Annotated in this window: 12 protein-coding genes and 1 pseudogene; 8 read left to right on the top strand and 5 right to left on the bottom strand. The window is 71.6% G+C overall.

The features are described from left to right. Positions 1 to 37 precede the first annotated feature (37 nt). The gene (locus tag SSP29_RS01270; RefSeq protein ID WP_089098572.1) at positions 38 to 1,111 is read left to right on the top strand and encodes a hypothetical protein; all 1,074 of its coding nucleotides are present in this window, start codon (positions 38 to 40) and stop codon (positions 1,109 to 1,111) included. Between the two features lie 19 nt (positions 1,112 to 1,130). Next, entirely contained in the window at positions 1,131 to 2,432 is a 1,302-nt protein-coding gene (locus tag SSP29_RS01265) for a KamA family radical SAM protein (protein WP_089098571.1), read from the top strand. Between the two features lie 5 nt (positions 2,433 to 2,437). Here SSP29_RS01265 and SSP29_RS01260 read toward each other — a convergent pair whose 3' ends face one another. Both SSP29_RS01260 and SSP29_RS01255 read right to left on the bottom strand, forming a co-directional pair. Next, positions 2,438 to 3,835 carry a sensor histidine kinase gene (locus SSP29_RS01260; RefSeq protein ID WP_089098570.1) on the bottom strand — a complete coding sequence of 466 codons (1,398 nt, stop codon included), beginning with the start codon at positions 3,833 to 3,835 and terminating at the stop codon, positions 2,438 to 2,440. Between the two features lie 10 nt (positions 3,836 to 3,845). Then, a complete protein-coding gene (locus tag SSP29_RS01255; RefSeq protein WP_089099746.1) occupies positions 3,846 to 4,526 on the bottom strand; it encodes a response regulator transcription factor in 681 nt (226 codons plus the stop codon). A 282-nt stretch (positions 4,527 to 4,808) separates the two neighbouring features. On the opposite strand from SSP29_RS01255, the gene SSP29_RS01250 reads away from it, so the two are divergent. After that, positions 4,809 to 5,996, top strand: a complete 1,188-nt coding sequence (locus SSP29_RS01250; RefSeq protein WP_150133350.1) for an alpha/beta hydrolase — start codon at positions 4,809 to 4,811, stop codon at positions 5,994 to 5,996. Between the two features lie 259 nt (positions 5,997 to 6,255). Here SSP29_RS01250 and SSP29_RS01245 read toward each other — a convergent pair. Next, a pseudogene (locus SSP29_RS01245) lies at positions 6,256 to 7,699 on the bottom strand (cytosine permease); the annotation flags it as partial. 157 nt (positions 7,700 to 7,856) lie between these two features. On the opposite strand from SSP29_RS01245, the gene ureA reads away from it, so the two are divergent. The 5 genes from ureA (at position 7,857) to cimA (ending at position 13,938) form a co-directional block, all read left to right on the top strand. After that, positions 7,857 to 8,558 carry an urease subunit gamma gene (ureA, locus tag SSP29_RS01240; RefSeq protein WP_089098569.1) on the top strand — a complete coding sequence of 234 codons (702 nt, stop codon included), beginning with the start codon at positions 7,857 to 7,859 and terminating at the stop codon, positions 8,556 to 8,558. After that, on the top strand, positions 8,555 to 10,267 hold the full coding sequence (locus SSP29_RS01235; protein ID WP_089098568.1) for an urease subunit alpha: 1,713 nt from the start codon (positions 8,555 to 8,557) through the stop codon (positions 10,265 to 10,267). The genes ureA and SSP29_RS01235 overlap by 4 nt, the downstream gene beginning before the upstream one ends. 9 nt (positions 10,268 to 10,276) lie before the next feature. Continuing rightward, positions 10,277 to 11,317, top strand: a complete 1,041-nt coding sequence (locus SSP29_RS01230) for an agmatine deiminase family protein (protein ID WP_089098567.1) — start codon at positions 10,277 to 10,279, stop codon at positions 11,315 to 11,317. A 15-nt stretch (positions 11,318 to 11,332) separates the two neighbouring features. Beyond that, on the top strand, positions 11,333 to 11,938 hold the full coding sequence (locus tag SSP29_RS01225) for a TetR/AcrR family transcriptional regulator (RefSeq protein ID WP_089098566.1): 606 nt from the start codon (positions 11,333 to 11,335) through the stop codon (positions 11,936 to 11,938). Positions 11,939 to 12,327: 389 nt separating this feature from the next. Next, entirely contained in the window at positions 12,328 to 13,938 is a 1,611-nt protein-coding gene (gene cimA, locus SSP29_RS01215) for a citramalate synthase (protein ID WP_089098565.1), read from the top strand. Between the two features lie 9 nt (positions 13,939 to 13,947). On the opposite strand, the gene SSP29_RS01210 is transcribed toward cimA, so the two are convergent. Further along, positions 13,948 to 14,439: a hypothetical protein gene (locus SSP29_RS01210; protein WP_089098564.1), complete on the bottom strand. Its 492-nt coding sequence runs from the start codon at positions 14,437 to 14,439 to the stop codon at positions 13,948 to 13,950. Positions 14,440 to 14,446: 7 nt separating this feature from the next. Continuing rightward, complete coding sequence (locus tag SSP29_RS01205; protein ID WP_089098563.1) at positions 14,447 to 16,318, bottom strand: ricin-type beta-trefoil lectin domain protein; 1,872 nt, start codon at positions 16,316 to 16,318, stop codon at positions 14,447 to 14,449. Between the last annotated feature and the right edge of the window lie 25 nt (positions 16,319 to 16,343).

Here is a 16,343-nt window from a genome sequence, read left to right as displayed (position 1 = left end):
GGGTATCTCCTGATTCCACACGGGGGAGGGAGCACGCGTGAGCGGACGGTCGCCGGTGCCTCGGCTGCGCTGGCTGATGCGCACGTTACGCACGCCGCGCCGCCCGCAGAGCCTCACGGTGCTCGCCCTGCTCACCGCCGTCGCGGGCCTGCTGCTGTGGCGGGCCTCGACGATGGACAACTACGGGCAGAACCTCGCCCTCAACCTCGGCACCGACATCGTCGGCGTGGTCGTCACCGTGTTCGTCATCGGCCCGCTGATATCCCGCGCCCAGGAGGGCCGGGTCCGCGAGCACACCCGACTGGACTACGAGTGGTTCGCCGCCCAGGTGCACGGCTCGACCTCCAACGTGAAGGTCCTGGACACCTTCTCCAACCTGTTCGGACCACAGTTCTCCGAGCGCCTGTTCCGGGGCGTCAGATCCGCCACCGCGAGCGGCGCCCGGGTGCAGATCCTGCTCCTGGACCCCGACTCCCTCGCGGTCATCCTGCGCGGCCGCGAACTGGGCGAGCAGAGTGCCGACATCCGCCGCGACATCATGCGCAACCTGCGCACCCTGGACGGGTTCGCCCGCCGCCTGGACGCCACCTCCCGGCAACTGCTCGAAGTACGGCTGTGCTCCACCTCCCCCGGTGTCACCCTCTACCGCTGGGACGAGCGCTGCCTGGTCTCCTTCCTGACCGTCGGCCGGCTCTCCGGCGAGGGCGTCCAGCTGGAGGTCGCGGTCCGTTCCCCGCTGGGCACCTTCGTGGAACAGCGCTTCGACGAACTCTGGCAGCAGGGCAAGCCGATGGAACGGTTCACCCGCCTTCCCGTCACCCTCGTCGACGCCACGGACGGGCGACGGGAGTTCGTCTGCCACTTCGTCTTCCTCGACGACCGCCTGTACGTCGCCGCCCCCGACCTCGTCACCTACCTGGCCCGCCGCCGGCTCGACCAACTCAGCGCCTACAGCGAGGCACTGAGCGGGTCCGGCGCGCACGACGTCATCGTCGTCGACGACGAGAGCGAGCTGCATCGGCGGCTCATCCACGTCTTCGGGGAGAAGTACGATGCGCAGGCGGCCGCCTTCGTGGAGTTGCGGCCGTCCACGGTCCTGGTCACGGAATGAACAGAGGGCCCCGCCACACATGAGCTCAGCGCACCACCCCCGCTTTCGCGCCTTCACGCCCCGTGACCTGGACGGTCTGCTCCGGCGTGTCCCTCTGACGGACGATCAGCGGCTGGCGCTGCGGGCGGTCTCCTCGGTACTGCCGTTCCGTACCAACGCGTATGTCGTCGACGAGCTGATCGACTGGTCGGCCGTGCCCGAGGACCCCGTCTTCCGGCTGACCTTCCCGCAGGCCGGGATGCTGCCCCCGCCCGACGTCCGCCGGATGGCCGACCTGCTGGCCGGGGACGCCCCACGCGCGGAGATCCAGCGCGCCGCGCACGAGATCCGGATGCGGCTCAACCCGCACCCCTCCGGCCAGCTCGACGCCAACGTCCCCGTGCACGAGGGGCAGCGGCTGACCGGCCTCCAGCACAAGTACCCGGAGACGGTGCTGGTCTTCCCCCGCCAGGGCCAGACCTGCCACGCCTACTGCACCTACTGCTTCCGCTGGCCGCAGTTCGTCGGCGAGGCGGACCTGCGCATCGCGACCGACGACATCGCGGCCACCGGCTCCTATCTGCGCGCCCACCCCGAGGTCGCCAGCATTCTGGTCACGGGCGGCGACCCCCTGGTGATGAGCACGGAGGTGCTGCGCCGCTACGTCGAGCCGTTGCTGCGGATCGACACCGTCCGCTCGATCCGCATCGGCACCAAGTCCCTCGCCTTCTGGCCGTACCGTTTCACCACCGACCGCGACGCCGACGATCTGCTGCGCCTCTTCGAGGAGGTGGTGGCGAGCGGCCGGCATCTGGCCCTGATGGCCCACTTCACCCATCCGCAGGAGCTCCGTCCGCCCGTCGTCCGGGAGGCGATGCGGCGCGTCCGCGACAGCGGGGCCGTGATCCGCTGCCAGGGCCCGCTGGTGGCCGGGATCAACGACAGCGCGGACGCCTGGGCCGAGCTCTGGGAGGAGACGACCACGCTCGGCGCGGTGCCGTACTACCAGTTCGTGGAGCGGGACACCGGCCCCCAGGGCTACTTCGGCGTTCCGCTGGCCCGCGGCCACGCCATCTTCCGCGACGCCTACGCCCGCGTGTCGGGCCTCGCCCGTACGGTCCGCGGTCCTGTGATGTCGGCGATGCCGGGCAAGGTCTGCGTGGACGGCGTCGCCGAGGTGGCCGGCGAGAAGGTCTTCGCGCTCCACCTGATCCAGGCCCGCGACCCGGACCTGGTCGGCCGCCCCTTCTTCGCCGCGTACGACGAGGGGGCGACGTGGTTCACGGACCTCAAACCGGCGTTCGGGGCGAGCCGGTTCCTGCCGGGGCTGGAGGCGGGCTGACCTGGTCAGCCCACCGCGCTGCCCGGCAGTCTGACGGTGAAGCAGGCGCCGCCCTCGGGTCCCTGGCCGCCGGCGGTGATGGTGCCGCCCAGCCGGGTGGTGAGGCGATGGGCGATGGCCAGGCCGAGGCCGCTGCCGACGGGGCGGATGTCCCGGTAGCGGTCGCGGAGCACGCCACGCTCGAACGCGACCGCGGCGTCGTCGTCGGACAGGCCGGGGCCGCCGTCGCGGACCTGGATGACGGCGTGACCGCCTTCGGCGCGCAGCGCCAGGACGAGGGGGCTGCCTTCCGGGGTGACGCGCAGGGCGTTCTCCAGCAGTCCGTCGGCGATCTGCCGTACGCGGAACCCGTCCGTGTCGGCGAGGACCGGGGAGTTCGGGCGCTCCAGGCGGAAGTCGACGTGGTGGCGTGCGCAGAGCCGCGACCAGGTTTCCGCGGCCTCCTCGACCAGGGCGCCCAGGTCGGTGCGCCGGATGGCGAGGTGGAAGTCGTCCGCTTCGAGGCGGGCGAGCCGCAGCAGGTCGCTGACGAAACCGTCGAGCCGCCGGGTCTCGGTCAGCAGGGTGCGTCCGACGGCGGGCAGTTCCCCGGCCGGCACGACGCCGTCGTCGAGGGCCTCCGCGTAGCCCTTCACGACGGTCAGGGGGGTGCGGATCTCGTGGGAGACGGACAGCAGGAACTCCCGCTGGCGGTTCTCGCTGCGGGTCAGCGCCTGGTCGAGCACGGTCAGCGAGCTGCCCAGTTCGACCGCCTCCGCGGGGCCGCCCGCCGGACCGTGCAGCCCGCGCTCGCCCGCGGCCAGCCGGTGCGCGACGGCCGCGGCCGAGGCCAGCGGCCGGGCGATGCGGCGGGCCAGGAACGCCCCGGCCAGTGCGGCGCCCACCAGTCCGGTGCCCATCGGCAGCAGCAGGCTCCTTTGCATCCGGGAGGCGGCCCGCCCCACGTCGGTCATCGGCTGGATGAGCACGACGGCGCCGCCCCCATGAGCCGGGTGCGCTTCGACCATGAAGTTCTTGCCGTCCAGGGTGGCGGTGGCGGACACGGGACGGCCGGACAGCAGCCGGTCGCGGTCGGCGTCGGTGAGTGCCGGGGCGGCCGGTCCGGCGACCCTGCCGTCCGGGGCGACGACGGCGAGCCGCACGCCGTTGGATCCGGCCAGCCGCTGCTCGTCCTCGCGGAGGAGCGAGGGGGGCGCCGGGACGCGGCTGAGGACCGCGGCCTGGCGGGCGAGCCGGTCGCGCTCCTGGGCCTCGGCATTCGCATGGGCCGTCTCCCCGGACACCAGCCCCGTCAGCATGACCGCGAGCGCCGCCACCAGTGTCGCCAGCAGGACGATGGCGCCGGCGAGCGAGCCGCGCACCGGCCACCGGGGCCTGAGCCGGTGCCGTACCGCCTTGTTCATGCCGGGTTCCTCACGCCGGGCCGGCGCTGTAGCCGACCCCGCGAACGGTGCGGATGGGGCCGGCGTCACCGAGCTTGCCGCGCAGCTGGGAGACGTAGACGTCGACGACCCGGCCGTCGCGGTAGTCGGCGTACCCCCAGACGTGGGACATCAGCTGCGCGCGGGTGAAGACCTGGCCGGGCCGGCGCATCAGATGGGCGAGCAGGTTGAACTCGGTCGTGGTCAGGTCGACCGGCCGGCTGTCGAGGTGGACGGTCCGGCGGGCCGGATCGAGGGTGAGCGCGCCCATCGTCAGCACCGGCTCGGCCGGCGGCCCGGCGGCCCGGCGCAGCACCGTCCTGATCCGGGCGACGAGCTCCCGCGGCGAGAACGGCTTGGTCAGGTAGTCGTCCGCGCCGAGCTCCAGGCCGATGATCCGGTCCGCTTCCTCGTCCCGGGCGGTGACCATCACCACCGGCGTCCAGTCGCCGCCGTCCCGCAGCAGACGGCAGAACTCCACGCCGTCGAGGCCGGGGAGGGTGAGGTCGAGCACGACGGCCACCGGGCGGAGCCGCCGGACCGCCGCCAGTCCGGCGCGGCCGTCGCTCTCCACGTGCACGCCGAAGCCGTCCCTGGTCAGGTAGAGCCGCTGCAGGTCGGCGATGTGCGCCTCGTCCTCCACGATCAGGACGAGACCTTTGTCCTGGGGCATGTGCACCGAGCCTAGCGGTCACGGCCCCCGCGCCCCGCCTCGTGCGGGCCGGTCCGCCGGTCCTTACGTTGCCCGAACAATCCACGAACACCCGCCTCGCACGGCCCGGCCATGCTCGGTGGCGGCCGGGAAGCGCCCGGTCCGCCGGCCACCGAGGGCGAGAGAGCCGACTCCTGAGGCCCTGAGGCCCTGGGGAACGCCCGTGCCCGGCGCTGCTGCTCGCCGGGCCCGGTCCGACAGGCAGGGCCCGCCGCGATGCCGAACATGTGAAAGAGGAACGTCATGGCCAAGTTCATGCTGGGCAGGACACTCGTCGGAGTGGCGGCCCTGGGACTCGCTCTCACCGCCTGTTCCACGGACGGTGAGACCACGGAGTCGGGCGCGGCCAGTGCCCAGCCGAGCAGCTGCCCCACCACCTCGGCACCGCAGGGCGGCGCGGGCGCCGGAGCCGGAGCTCCCGCCGGCGTCCCCTCCGGCGGGCCCGGCGGTGCGGGCGCCGGTGGCCAGCTTCCGGTGGCCTCGACCGTGGCCAAGCCCGACACCACCAACAGCAAGGTGATCACGGCCACGGGGGCACAGATCGAGTGCGGCGGGACCGAGGTGGAAACGCACGACGACATCGTGTACTCGACCCCCGGCGCGAACGGGAAGAAGACCGAGCTGAAGCTGGACATCACCGTGCCGAAGTCCGGCGGCGAGAAGCCCCTGGTCGTCTACATCCCCGGCGGCGGCTTCCTGGCGGCCCCGAAGGAGCAGGGGCTGAACCGGCGGACCTACATCGCCGAACACGGCTACGTGGTCGCCAGCGTCTCGTACCGCACCACCACGGACGGGGCCACCTACGCCGACGGCCTCGCCGACGTGAAGTCCGCGATCCGCTATTTGCGCGCCCACGCCGCCGCGTACCGGATCGATCCCGACCAGGTCGCCGTGTGGGGCGACTCGGCCGGCGGCTACCTCGCCGCCATGGCCGGCACCACCGGCGGGATCAAGAAGTTCGACGTCGGTGACAACCTCGACCAGAGCAGCGAGGTCCAGGCCGTCGTCGACGACTTCGGGCCGGCCGACCTCTCGAAGATCGGCGCGGACTACGACGACAAGACCAAGCAGGAGAACCTCGCCGTCGGCAACATGACGGCCAAATGGGTCTACGGTCCCGACACGAAGAAGTCCGTCGCCGAGTACACGGACGAGGTCAAGGCCGCCGACCCGGCCACGTACGCGGACGCCGGCGACCCGGCCTTCCTCATCTACCACGGCGACCAGGACCGCCTTGTCTCGCCCAGCGAGACCCTGGCGCTGAACAATGCGCTCCTGGCCAAGGGCGTCGACAGCACCCGTTACATCATCACGGGCGCCGGTCACGGCGACGGGGCCATAGGGATGCCCGCCTCGATGACCGAGCCCTGGACCACCCGGAAGGTCGTCGACCAGCTGGTCGGCTTCCTCGACGATCACCTGGGTTCCTGACGGGGGCGGTGCCGTAGGGGTGGCGGCCCTTGTCGGGGGCTGCGCCCCCGGACCCCCCTTCGGCCTGAACGGCCTCGTCCTCAAACGCCGGATGGGCTGGCGTGTGGTTCTGGTGGGCCTTTGTTCTCGGATGCGGGATGGGCTGGCGTGTGGTTCTGGTGGGCCTTTGTTCTCGGATGCCGGACGGGCTGGAGTGTGGTTCTGCGCGGCCTTCGTCCTCAGGCGCCGGACGGGCTGAGTGAACCTGGACCGGGTTGTCGCTGCTCCGGAGTTGCAGCAGCAGATAGACCGCGCCGCCCACCAGCCCTGACAGCAGGAAGCTGCAGTCCACCCCGCCCGTCAGTGACAGCAGCGGGCCCTCGTACGACGGGAGTGACACCGCCAGGAGTCCTACACCCGCGCCGAGCGCCCAGGACGCCGTGGCCCGGACGTTCCAGCCGGCCCGGTACCAGTAGATGCCGCCCCGCGAGCGGCGGTTGAAGACCTGGAGGGCGTCCGCGTCGTACACGCCCCGGCAGCGGGCGAAGCCGATCAGGGTGATGACCGCCCACGGGGTGCCGATGGCGGTGAGCAGGAGGACGAAGGACGTCATCGCGGACTGCGCGTTCCAGGCGATGGGGGTCCCCCCCGGGCGCGAGCGAAGCCGAGCGTTTGGGGGAGGCCGGCGAAGACGCAGGCCGTGGCGACGATCGCGACCGTGTAGGTGGCGCGGGCGCGGGACGCGCGGGGGAGGATCGTGTCCAGGTCGAGGCCCATGGAGTAGAGCATGAGGCCCGCGTTGCCCACCGAGCCGGCCGAGGCGGAGAGCAGGAGCGGTACCAGGTACCAGGCGGGGGAGGCGGACACCAGCGGGCCCGCGTAGTCCGCCGCCGCCCGCGCCGCGTACGCGGTGAACGTGCCGAAGAGCTGCGGGACCAGGAGGCCCAGGATCAGGCCCAGCCAGGTTCCGTGCAGGACCCGGCGGGAGATGTAGCGGGTGTAGTCGCCGAGGAGGGTGATGAGGGCGACCGGCCCGGACAGCCCGGCGGCCACCGCCGCCAGACACCACGTCGGCCAGAAGCCGCCCAGCAGGTAGCCGCCCGCCTCCGGCAGCGCGGAGGTGGTGAAGTGCGGGGCGTAGGCGAAGATCCCGAGGACCAGCAGGGCCGTCATGCCGACGGCGAGGACCTTGGACATGGCGAGCAGCACACGGTAGCCGTACACCGCGCCCGCCACCGTCGCCGCCGCGAGCACCGTGTAGACCACGGCGTACGCCGCCCCGTCCGCCGGCATTCCGAACAGCCGTCCCAGCACGCCCACCATCACGTCGCCGCCGATCCACACGGTCAGCGCGGTGTAGCCGAGGGCGAGCAGCAGGCCCACCACCGAGCCGACCAGCCGCCCGCGCACCCCGAACTGGGCGCCGGAGGAGGTGGACAGGTTGGTCGCGGTACGGAGGGAGACCAGGGCCAGCGGGGCCGTGAACACCGTGCCGATCAGCGTGCCCGCCACGATCGCGCTCACCGACGCCCACCAACCGAGCCCGAAGGACGGCGGCAGCCAGCCGAAGATGATCACGCCGAGGCAGAGGTTGGAGCCGAGCAGGATCGAGACCAGGTCCTTCGGCCCGCTGGTGCTCCCCCACGCTCTCAACTGCGTTCGAGCGCGGGAGGTACCCCCATCCCCTCCGGAATGGTGTCGACTCCGCGCTGTTCTATCGGCATGGCTGGTCTCCTTCGACGGCCACCTGAGACATCCGGGCTGATGGTTAGAGCGGCGTTCAATGTGGGCGACTCGCAAGTCGATGTCAATGGTTCCCTTCTCGTAATCCGACATTTAGAGTGGTGCTCTAAGTCGAGGATGCGAAGAAGGTGCCTGAACGTGCGACTGACCCCCACGGAACGTGACCGGCTGCTGCTCTTCGGAGCCGCCGAGCTGGCCCGCGCCCGCCGCGCCCGGGGCCTCAGGCTCAACGTGCCGGAGGCCACCGCGCTGATCGCGGACACCGTGTGCGAGGCTGCCCGGGACGGCCGGCGGCTCGCCGAGGCGATCGAGGCGGCCCGCTCCGTCCTCGGCCCCGCCGACGTGCTGCCCGGCGTCGCCGACGTCGTCACCGAGGTGCACGTCGAGGCCGTCTTCGACGACGGGTCCAGGCTCGCCGTCGTCACCGACCCGATCGGGCGCGGGGGACTGGGCGAGGACGCGCCCGGTGCGCTGCTGCCGGGGCCCGAGCACGCCGACCCGGAGGCGGTCGTACGGCTGACCGTCACCAACACCGCGACCGTGCCCGTCTCCGTCACCTCGCACTTCCACTTCTTCGAGGCCAACCCGCGCCTCGACTTCGACCGCGCCGCGGCCTACGGCCTGCGGCTCGCCGTGCCCGCCGGGTCGTCCGTGCGGTTTGGGCCGGGGGAGTCGCACGAGGTCGGTCTCGTGCCGATCGGCGGCGGCCGGGTCGCCATCGGCTTCGCCGGGCTCGTCGACGGGCCGCTGGACGCGCCCGGCGCCCGCGCGGAGGCCCTGCGCCGCGCCGCCGCCTGCGGATACCTGGGCGTAGGACAGACAGAGGAGGCCGAGCGATGAGCCGTCCCGGAGGGCATCCCGCCGAGGCCCGCCGTCTCACCCCGTACGAGTACGCGGCCACCCACGGCCCCCGGGCCGGCGACCGCGTCCGCCTCGGGGACTCGGGGCTCGTGATCCGCGTCGAGGACGACTCCCAGCGCTACGGCGACGAGTTCCTGGCCGGCTTCGGCAAGACGGCCAGGGACGGGCTGCACCTCAAGGCCGCCGCCGTCCGCGAGACCTGTGACGTCGTGATCAGCAACGTCGTCGTGATCGACGCCGTGCTCGGGATCCGGAAGGTGTCCATCGGCATCAGGGAGGGGCGGATCTGCTCGATCGGGCGGGCCGGGAACCCCGACACCCTCGACGGGGTCGACGTCGTGGTCGGCACCGGGACCTCGATCGTGTCCGGCGAGGGGCTCATCGCCACCGCCGGGGCCGTCGACACGCACGTCCATCTGCTGTCGCCGCGCATCATGGAGGCCTCGCTGGCCTCCGGCGTGACGACGATCATCGGGCAGGAGTTCGGGCCGGTGTGGGGCGTGGGCGTCAACTCGCCCTGGGCGCTGAAGCACGCGTTCAACGCCTTCGACGCCTGGCCGGTCAACATCGGCTTCCTCGGGCGGGGTTCGTCCTCGCACGCGGCTCCGCTGGTCGAGGCGCTGGCCGAGGGGGGCGCCTCGGGCTTCAAGGTGCACGAGGACATGGGCGCCCACACCCGCGCCCTGGACACCGCCCTGCGGGTCGCCGAGGAGCACGACGTCCAGGTCGCCCTGCACAGCGACGGCCTGAACGAGTGCCTGTCGGTCGAGGACACCCTCCGGGTGCTGGAGGGCCGCACCATCCACGCCTTCCACATCGAGGGCTGCGGCGGCGGACACGTGCCCAACGTCCTGAAGATGGCCGGTGTCCCCAACGTCATCGGCTCCTCCACCAACCCCACCCTGCCGTTCGGCCGGGACGCGGTCGCCGAGCACTACGGGATGATCGTCTCCGTCCACGACCTGAAGACCGACCTGCCCGGCGACGCCGCCATGGCCCGCGACCGCATCCGCGCCGGGACCATGGGAGCCGAGGACGTGCTGCACGACCTGGGCGCGATCGGCATCACCTCGTCCGACGCCCAGGGCATGGGCCGGGCGGGGGAGACCGTCCGCCGTACCTTCGCCATGGCCGGCAAGATGAAGGCCGAGCTCGGCGCCCCGGACGACGGCCACGACAACGAGCGCGTGCTGCGGTACATGGCCAAGCTGACCATCAACCCCGCGATCGCCCACGGCCTCGCCCACGAGGTCGGCTCGATCGAGGTGGGCAAGCTCGCCGACATCGTGCTGTGGGCGCCGGAGTACTTCGGGGCCAAGCCGCAGCTGGTGCTGAAGTCCGGCTTTCCCGCGTTCGGCGTCACCGGTGACCCGGGCGCGGCCACCGACACCTGCGAACCCCTCGTCCTGGGACCGCAGTTCGGGGCGTACGGCGCCACCCCCGCCGACATCTCCGTCGCGTTCGTGGCACAGGCCGCCCTCGACCAGGGCCACGACACCATGCCCACCCGGCGCCGCCGGGTCGCCGTCCGCGGCACCCGCGGCATCGGCCCGGCCGACCTGCGGCTCAACTCCCGTACCGGAGCGGTCGACGTCGACCGGCGCACCGGCCTGGTGACCCTCGACGGCGAGCCGCTGCGCTCGGAGCCCGCCGACTCCGTCTCCCTCAACCGCCTGTACTTCCTGTAAGGAGCACCGATGTCTGCTGCCTCCGACGGCTTCCGGATGCCCGCCGAGTGGACCCCGCACGAGCGCACCTGGATGGCGTGGCCGGGCCCCAACCCCACCTTCGACGACCCCGACGACCTCGTCGCCGCCCGGATGGCCTGGGCGTCGGTGGCCCGCGCCGTCCTCCGCTTCGAACCGGTGACGGTCGTGTGCGGCCCCGGCCAGTCGGCCGAGGCGCAGGCGCTGCTCGGCCCGGGCGTCGACACCGTCGAGCGCGACCTCGACGACGCCTGGATGCGCGACATCGGCCCCACCTTCCTCACCAACGGACGCGAACTGGCCGCCGTGGACTGGACGTTCAACGGCTGGGGCGCCCAGCACTGGGCCCGCTGGGAGCACGACGCGAAGATCGCCGCACATGTCTCGGACCTCGCGGGCGCGCGGACGTACGCCTCGAAGCTGGTGAACGAGGGCGGTGCGATCCACGTCGACGGCGAGGGGACCGTCCTGCTGACCGAGACCGTGCAGCTGGGCCCCGAGCGCAACCCGGGCTGGACGCGGGAAGAGGTCGAGGCGGAGATCCACGGGATGCTCGGCACCCGCAAGGCGATATGGCTGCCCCGCGGCCTCACCGGCGACTACCCCCCGTACGGGTTCGGCACCCTCGGGCACGTCGACATCGTCGCCGCCTTCGCCCGCCCGGGAGTCGTGGTGGCGCACTCCCAGCCCGACCCCGCGCACCCCGACCACGAGGTGACCAAGGAGGTCATCGGCCTGCTGCGGTCCCAGACGGACGCGCGCGGCCGGACGCTGGAGGTCGTCGAGGTGCCGGCCCCGACCGTCCTGGAGGCGGACGGCCACTGGGCCGACTACTCCTACATCAACCACTACCTGTGCAACGGCGGGGTCGTGCTGTGCGGCTTCGACGACCCGCGCGACGAGATCGCCGCCGGGATCTTCCGCCGTCTCTTCCCCGAGCGGACGGTCACGCTGGTGGACGCCCGTACGATCTTCGCGGGTGGTGGGGGTATCCACTGCATCACGCAGCAGCAGCCGAAGATCCAGTCGTAGTTCGAGGAGCCGAAGATGGCCGGTGGGCGCAGACAGGCCCCGCCCCGCGAGGAGGTGCTCGCCGCCGCCATGACGATGATCGCCGAACGGGGCCTGGAGAAGCTCACCATGGCCGCGCTCGGCCGCGAGGTCGGGATGAGCAGCGGCCACCTCCTCTACTACTTCCACTCCAAGGACGAACTGCTGCTCCAGGCCCTGGAGTGGAGCGAGGGCCGGCTGGGCGCCGAGCGCGGCCGGCTGCTCACCCGGCGCGGCACCGCCCGCGAGCGCCTCGACGCCTACGTCGACCTGTACGTCCCCGACGGGCACCGGGACCCGCACTGGACGCTCTGGCTGGAGGTCTGGAACCGCTCGCAGAGCGCTGCCGCCGATGCTGTGGCCCGCGACCGGCAGGCCGCCATCGAGGGCGCCTGGCACCGCGACCTGGTGGCGCTGCTCGCGGAGGGCATCTCGCGCGGCGAGTTCCGGCCCGTCGACCCAGACCGGTGCGCCGCCCGCCTGCGCGCCCTGCTCGACGGTTTCTCCATCCACGTGGCCATCGGGCTGCGCGGCACGGACCGGGCCCAGGTTCTCGGCCATGTACGCGAGTTCCTGGAAACGGATCTTCTCGCGGACGCGTGACCTTGCGACCGGCAACGGCGAACAGGACGCGTTCGTAAGGCATCCGCGGTAGCGGACCGTATCGCCTGTGGCGTATGTCACCGTCTGTGACGACCGCATCCTGAGACAGTTAGTGAGCCGGGGGCGGGGCTGTGTCAGACTGCCTCCGTGCTCTCGTTCGCCATGATTATTGGCAGCAGGCGCGCCGGTCCGCAGTGACCACCACGTACGACCAGGTACGGGTGGCCATCGTCGTCCTCGACCCGCGCGCAGACCTCTCGCACCCGCGAGGGGTTTTTTCGTTTTCCGGCCCACCTTCAGCCGGACGGCGAGGCGCGAGGGACCATTGAGGGACGGTGGAGCCGGTCATTCCGGTACGACCGAGAAAAGACATCAGGAGCCTAGGGACCATGACCGAGACGGAAACCCACGAGCTGGACGACTCGTTCCACGTCTTCGACACCACGCTGCGCGACGGCGCGCAGCGCGAGGGCATCAACCTCACCGTCGCGGACAAGCTGGCCATCGCACGGCACCTGGACGACTTCGGCGTGGGCTTCATCGAGGGCGGCTGGCCGGGCGCCAACCCCCGGGACACCGAGTTCTTCGCCCGCGCCCAGCAGGAGATCGACTTCAGGCACGCCCAGCTGGTCGCCTTCGGCGCCACCCGCCGGGCGAACGCCAAGGCGGCGGAGGACCCCCAGGTCAGGGCGTTGCTGGAGTCCGGCGCCCCGGTGATCACACTGGTCGCCAAGTCCCACGACCGGCATGTCGAGCTGGCGCTGCGCACCACCCTCGACGAGAACCTGGAGATGGTCCGCGACACGGTGTCCTTCCTGAAGGGCCAGGGCCGCCGGGTCTTCGTCGACTGCGAGCACTTCTTCGACGGCTACCGCGCCAACCCCGAGTACGCCAAGGCCGTCGTACGGGCCGCCGCCGAGGCCGGCGCCGACGTGGTGGTCCTCTGCGACACCAACGGCGGCATGCTCCCCGCCCAGGTCAACGCCGTCGTCTCCACCGTCCTCGCGGACACCGGCGCCCGGCTCGGCATCCACGCCCAGGACGACACCGGCTGCGCCGTCGCCAACACCCTGGCCGCCGTGGACGCCGGTGCCACCCACGTCCAGTGCACGGCGAACGGGTACGGCGAGCGGGTCGGCAACGCCAACCTGTTCCCGGTGGTCGCCGCCCTGGAGCTGAAGTACGGCAAGAAGGTGCTGCCGGAGGGCCGGCTCCGCGAGATGACCCGCATCTCGCACGCCATCGCCGAGGTCGTCAACCTCACGCCCTCCACCCACCAGCCCTATGTGGGTGTCTCGGCCTTCGCGCACAAGGCCGGCCTGCACGCCTCCGCGATCAAGGTCGACCCGGACCTGTACCAGCACACCGACCCCGCCCTCGTCGGCAACACCATGCGCATGCTGGTCTCCGACATGGCCGGCCGCGCCTCGGTGGAGCTCAAGGGCAAGGAGCTCGGCGTCGACCTCGGCGGCGACCGCGAACTGGTCGGCCGCGTCGTCGAGCGGGTCAAGGAGCGTGAGCTCCAGGGCTACACCTACGAGGCCGCCGACGCCTCCTTCGAGCTGCTCCTGCGCGCCGAGGTCGAGGGCGGACCGCGCTCGTACTTCCGCGTCGAGTCCTGGCGGGCCATCGTCGAGGACCGCCCCGACGGCACCCACGCCAACGAGGCCACGGTCAAGCTCTGGGCCAAGAGCGAGCGCATCGTCGCCACGGCCGAGGGCAACGGCCCGGTCAACGCCCTCGACCGGGCCCTGCGTGTGGGCCTCGAAAAGATCTACCCGCAGCTCGCCAAGCTGGACCTGGTCGACTACAAGGTCCGCATCCTGGAGGGCAAGCACGGCACCGAGTCCACGACCCGCGTGCTGATCTCCACCTCCGACGGCAGCGCCGAGTGGTCGACGGTCGGCGTCGCGGAGAACGTCATCGCCGCGTCCTGGCAGGCGCTGGAGGACGCGTACACGTACGGCCTGCTGCGCGCCGGTGTCGAACCGGCGGAGTAGGCCCCCGGTTCAGCAGGAGTCCTCGGCGAGCTTCTCGAACTCGCCGAGGCTCATGACCCGGCCGTCGGCCCAGACCCGGCCGGGTTTCAGCTTCTCGACGTCCTCGGCGGAGAAGTCGACGATCCCGTTGTAGGAGTCGCCGGTGATGTAGTGCCCGAAGGACAGCGTGTAGTGGTGCCCCGGCAGCAGCTTCTGCGCCCCGCGATGCCGGGCCCGCCACCGCTCGGGCGGCGAGAACAGCGGGAACCCGGCGTCCCCGGACCGCTCGCCCTTCACGTCCCAGCCGGTGGTGGCCGGGCCGTCCTGTGCCGCCCTGGCCCAGCCGTCGAGCGAGAGCCCCTGGTAGCGATCGTCTCCGCACGGCCGGATCAGCGCGTACGGTGTCCCGTCGGCCCCCGCCCGCACCCCGGCCAGCGGCAGGTCGACCGCCGCGCACCCGCTCAGCAGCAACGCACCGGCGGCCGTGCCCAGCACGGCCGCCGCCCCCGTGGTACGTCTCATGGCGCTCCTACTGCAGGTGCCACTTCTGGTTGGCGGCGCCCGAGCAGGACCAGATCTGCGCCCGGGCCCCGTTCGCCGACGAGTTGTCGGTGACGTCCAGGCACTTGTTCGCCGCCGTGTTCACCACATCACCGGTCGAAGAGTTGTACGACCACTGTTGCGCACCGGTTCCGTTGCAGTCGTACAACTGCACCTTGGCCCCGTCCGCCGTCGAGGCCGACGTCACGTCGAGGCACTTGCCGAGCGCCCGGACCGTGCCGTCGGACTGCACGGTCCACTGCTGGGCGGTGGAGCCGTTGCAGTCGTAGAGCTGGACGGCGGTGCCGTTCGTGGTCGAACCGCCCGCCACGTCCAGGCACTTGCTCGCGAGCCCCACGAACGCGCCGGTCTGGCTGGAGCCGCCCGACTGGGTGCCGGACCAGGTGAAGGTCGCCGAGGTCTTGCCGGGGAGCGAGTAGGCGGCGTGCTGGGAGCCCCAGTTGATGGTCACCGTCTGCGCGCTCGACGAGTCGTTGTAGGCGATCAGCGCCTTCGAGCCGTCCGGGTTGCGCCAGGCCACGTTCGGCACGGTGGTGGACGCGGTGGAGGCGATCCGCTGCGCGCCCGGCCGTACGAACTTGGTCAGGTGGCCCATGTCGTAGTACTCGACGGTGTAGTCGACCGTCCCGCTCGCCCCGTCACCGTTGTGCACGGTGATCAGGCCGGTGCAGGTGCCGCAGCCGCCGTTGTGCGGGCCCATGTTCTGGTCCACGGCCAGCGACCACTTGGTCACCGACTTCGCCCAGTTGCGGGTGTAGTCGATGATGTTGGACATGTCCTCCTTCTGCTGGTTGGCGACCCAGGTACCGCCGGAGTGCTCGGTTCCGAAGGCGTCCAGCGTGGGGTACTGGTTGTGCACGGTGGTCTGCTCGGCGACGTCACCGCCGTAGCCGTGCCAGGCGATCCCGCCGAAGTTGGGGTGGTTGCGGATCGTCGAGTCGTTGACGAGCGCGGCCGCGTAGGAGTCGTACACGTCCCAGTTCCAGTCGTGCGCGAGGACCTTGGTGGACAGGCCGGCCGACTGGAGCTGCGGCAGCAGGTCGTTCTTGAGGAAGTACTGCAGCCCGGAGGCGTTCCAGCTCATCGACGGGTAGCCGGAACAACAGGTCGGCTCGTTCTGCGGGGTCACGTAGGAGACGTTGACGCCCTGCGCCTGGTACGCCTGGAGGTACTTCACGAAGTACGCGGCGTAGGCGGCGTAGTCCTCCGACTTGAGCCAGCCCCCGTTCAGCGAGCCGCTGTCCTTCATCCAGGCCGGCGCCGTCCATGGCGAGGCCATGACAGTCAGAGAGGGGTTCAGCTGGAGCGCCTGCTTGGTGAGCGGCACGACGTCCGCGAGGTCGTGCGAGATGGAGAAGCTGTTGAGGTTCGGGTCGGTCTGCCCGGCGGCCACGTCGTCGTACGTGTACCCGTACCGGGCCAGGTCCGAGGCGCCCATCGGATTGCGCAGGAACGACAGCCCGATCCCGTTCGTCGGCGAGAACAGCTTCTGCATGGTGGCGTCCCGGGTGGCCTGGGACAGCGCCCCGCTGCTGTTCATCAGCCAGGCCGCGGTGTCCGTGAAGGACGCGCCGCCGCCGGTGAAGGTCTGGTAGCGGGTGTTCTCGTCGACGGTGATGTTCGTGCCGCTGCCGCCGGTCCCGGAGGAGAAGGCGAACGGCGTCTGCGCCTGGAGCCCGCGGGTGACATGGCGTCCGGCGGAGTCGTCGGTGGTGGTGAGGTACGCGGTGACCTGCTCGCCGGCCGCGTGCGCCGGCGGCACGACGGCGCTGAAGCCGGCCGCGGTGAGCAGCCCGGCCAGGAGCAGCCGCAGACCGCGGGGTGTTCTTCTCGTCGGCATGTGGGGGGTGCTTCTCATGGGCACA

It is taken from the genome of Streptomyces hyaluromycini (assembly GCF_002217755.1).
In the GTDB taxonomy this organism is placed as follows: domain Bacteria; phylum Actinomycetota; class Actinomycetes; order Streptomycetales; family Streptomycetaceae; genus Streptomyces; species Streptomyces hyaluromycini.
The sequence above is the reverse complement of the archived record's forward strand: the minus strand, read 5'-3'. Positions and strand labels throughout refer to the sequence as shown.

Bases quoted from the DNA above. Each gene is read 5' to 3' on its own strand.
- SSP29_RS01265 (WP_089098571.1), top strand. From the start codon at position 1,131: ATGAGCTCAGCGCACCACCCCCGCTTTCGCGCCTTCACGCCCCGTGAC.
- SSP29_RS01260 (WP_089098570.1), bottom strand. From the start codon at position 3,835: ATGAACAAGGCGGTACGGCACCGGCTCAGGCCCCGGTGGCCGGTGCGC.
- SSP29_RS01255 (WP_089099746.1), bottom strand. From the start codon at position 4,526: ATGCCCCAGGACAAAGGTCTCGTCCTGATCGTGGAGGACGAGGCGCAC.
- SSP29_RS01250 (WP_150133350.1), top strand. From the start codon at position 4,809: ATGGCCAAGTTCATGCTGGGCAGGACACTCGTCGGAGTGGCGGCCCTG.
- SSP29_RS01235 (WP_089098568.1), top strand. From the start codon at position 8,555: ATGAGCCGTCCCGGAGGGCATCCCGCCGAGGCCCGCCGTCTCACCCCG.
- SSP29_RS01230 (WP_089098567.1), top strand. From the start codon at position 10,277: ATGTCTGCTGCCTCCGACGGCTTCCGGATGCCCGCCGAGTGGACCCCG.
- SSP29_RS01225 (WP_089098566.1), top strand. From the start codon at position 11,333: ATGGCCGGTGGGCGCAGACAGGCCCCGCCCCGCGAGGAGGTGCTCGCC.
- cimA (WP_089098565.1), top strand. From the start codon at position 12,328: ATGACCGAGACGGAAACCCACGAGCTGGACGACTCGTTCCACGTCTTC.
- SSP29_RS01210 (WP_089098564.1), bottom strand. From the start codon at position 14,439: ATGAGACGTACCACGGGGGCGGCGGCCGTGCTGGGCACGGCCGCCGGT.
- SSP29_RS01205 (WP_089098563.1), bottom strand. From the start codon at position 16,318: ATGCCGACGAGAAGAACACCCCGCGGTCTGCGGCTGCTCCTGGCCGGG.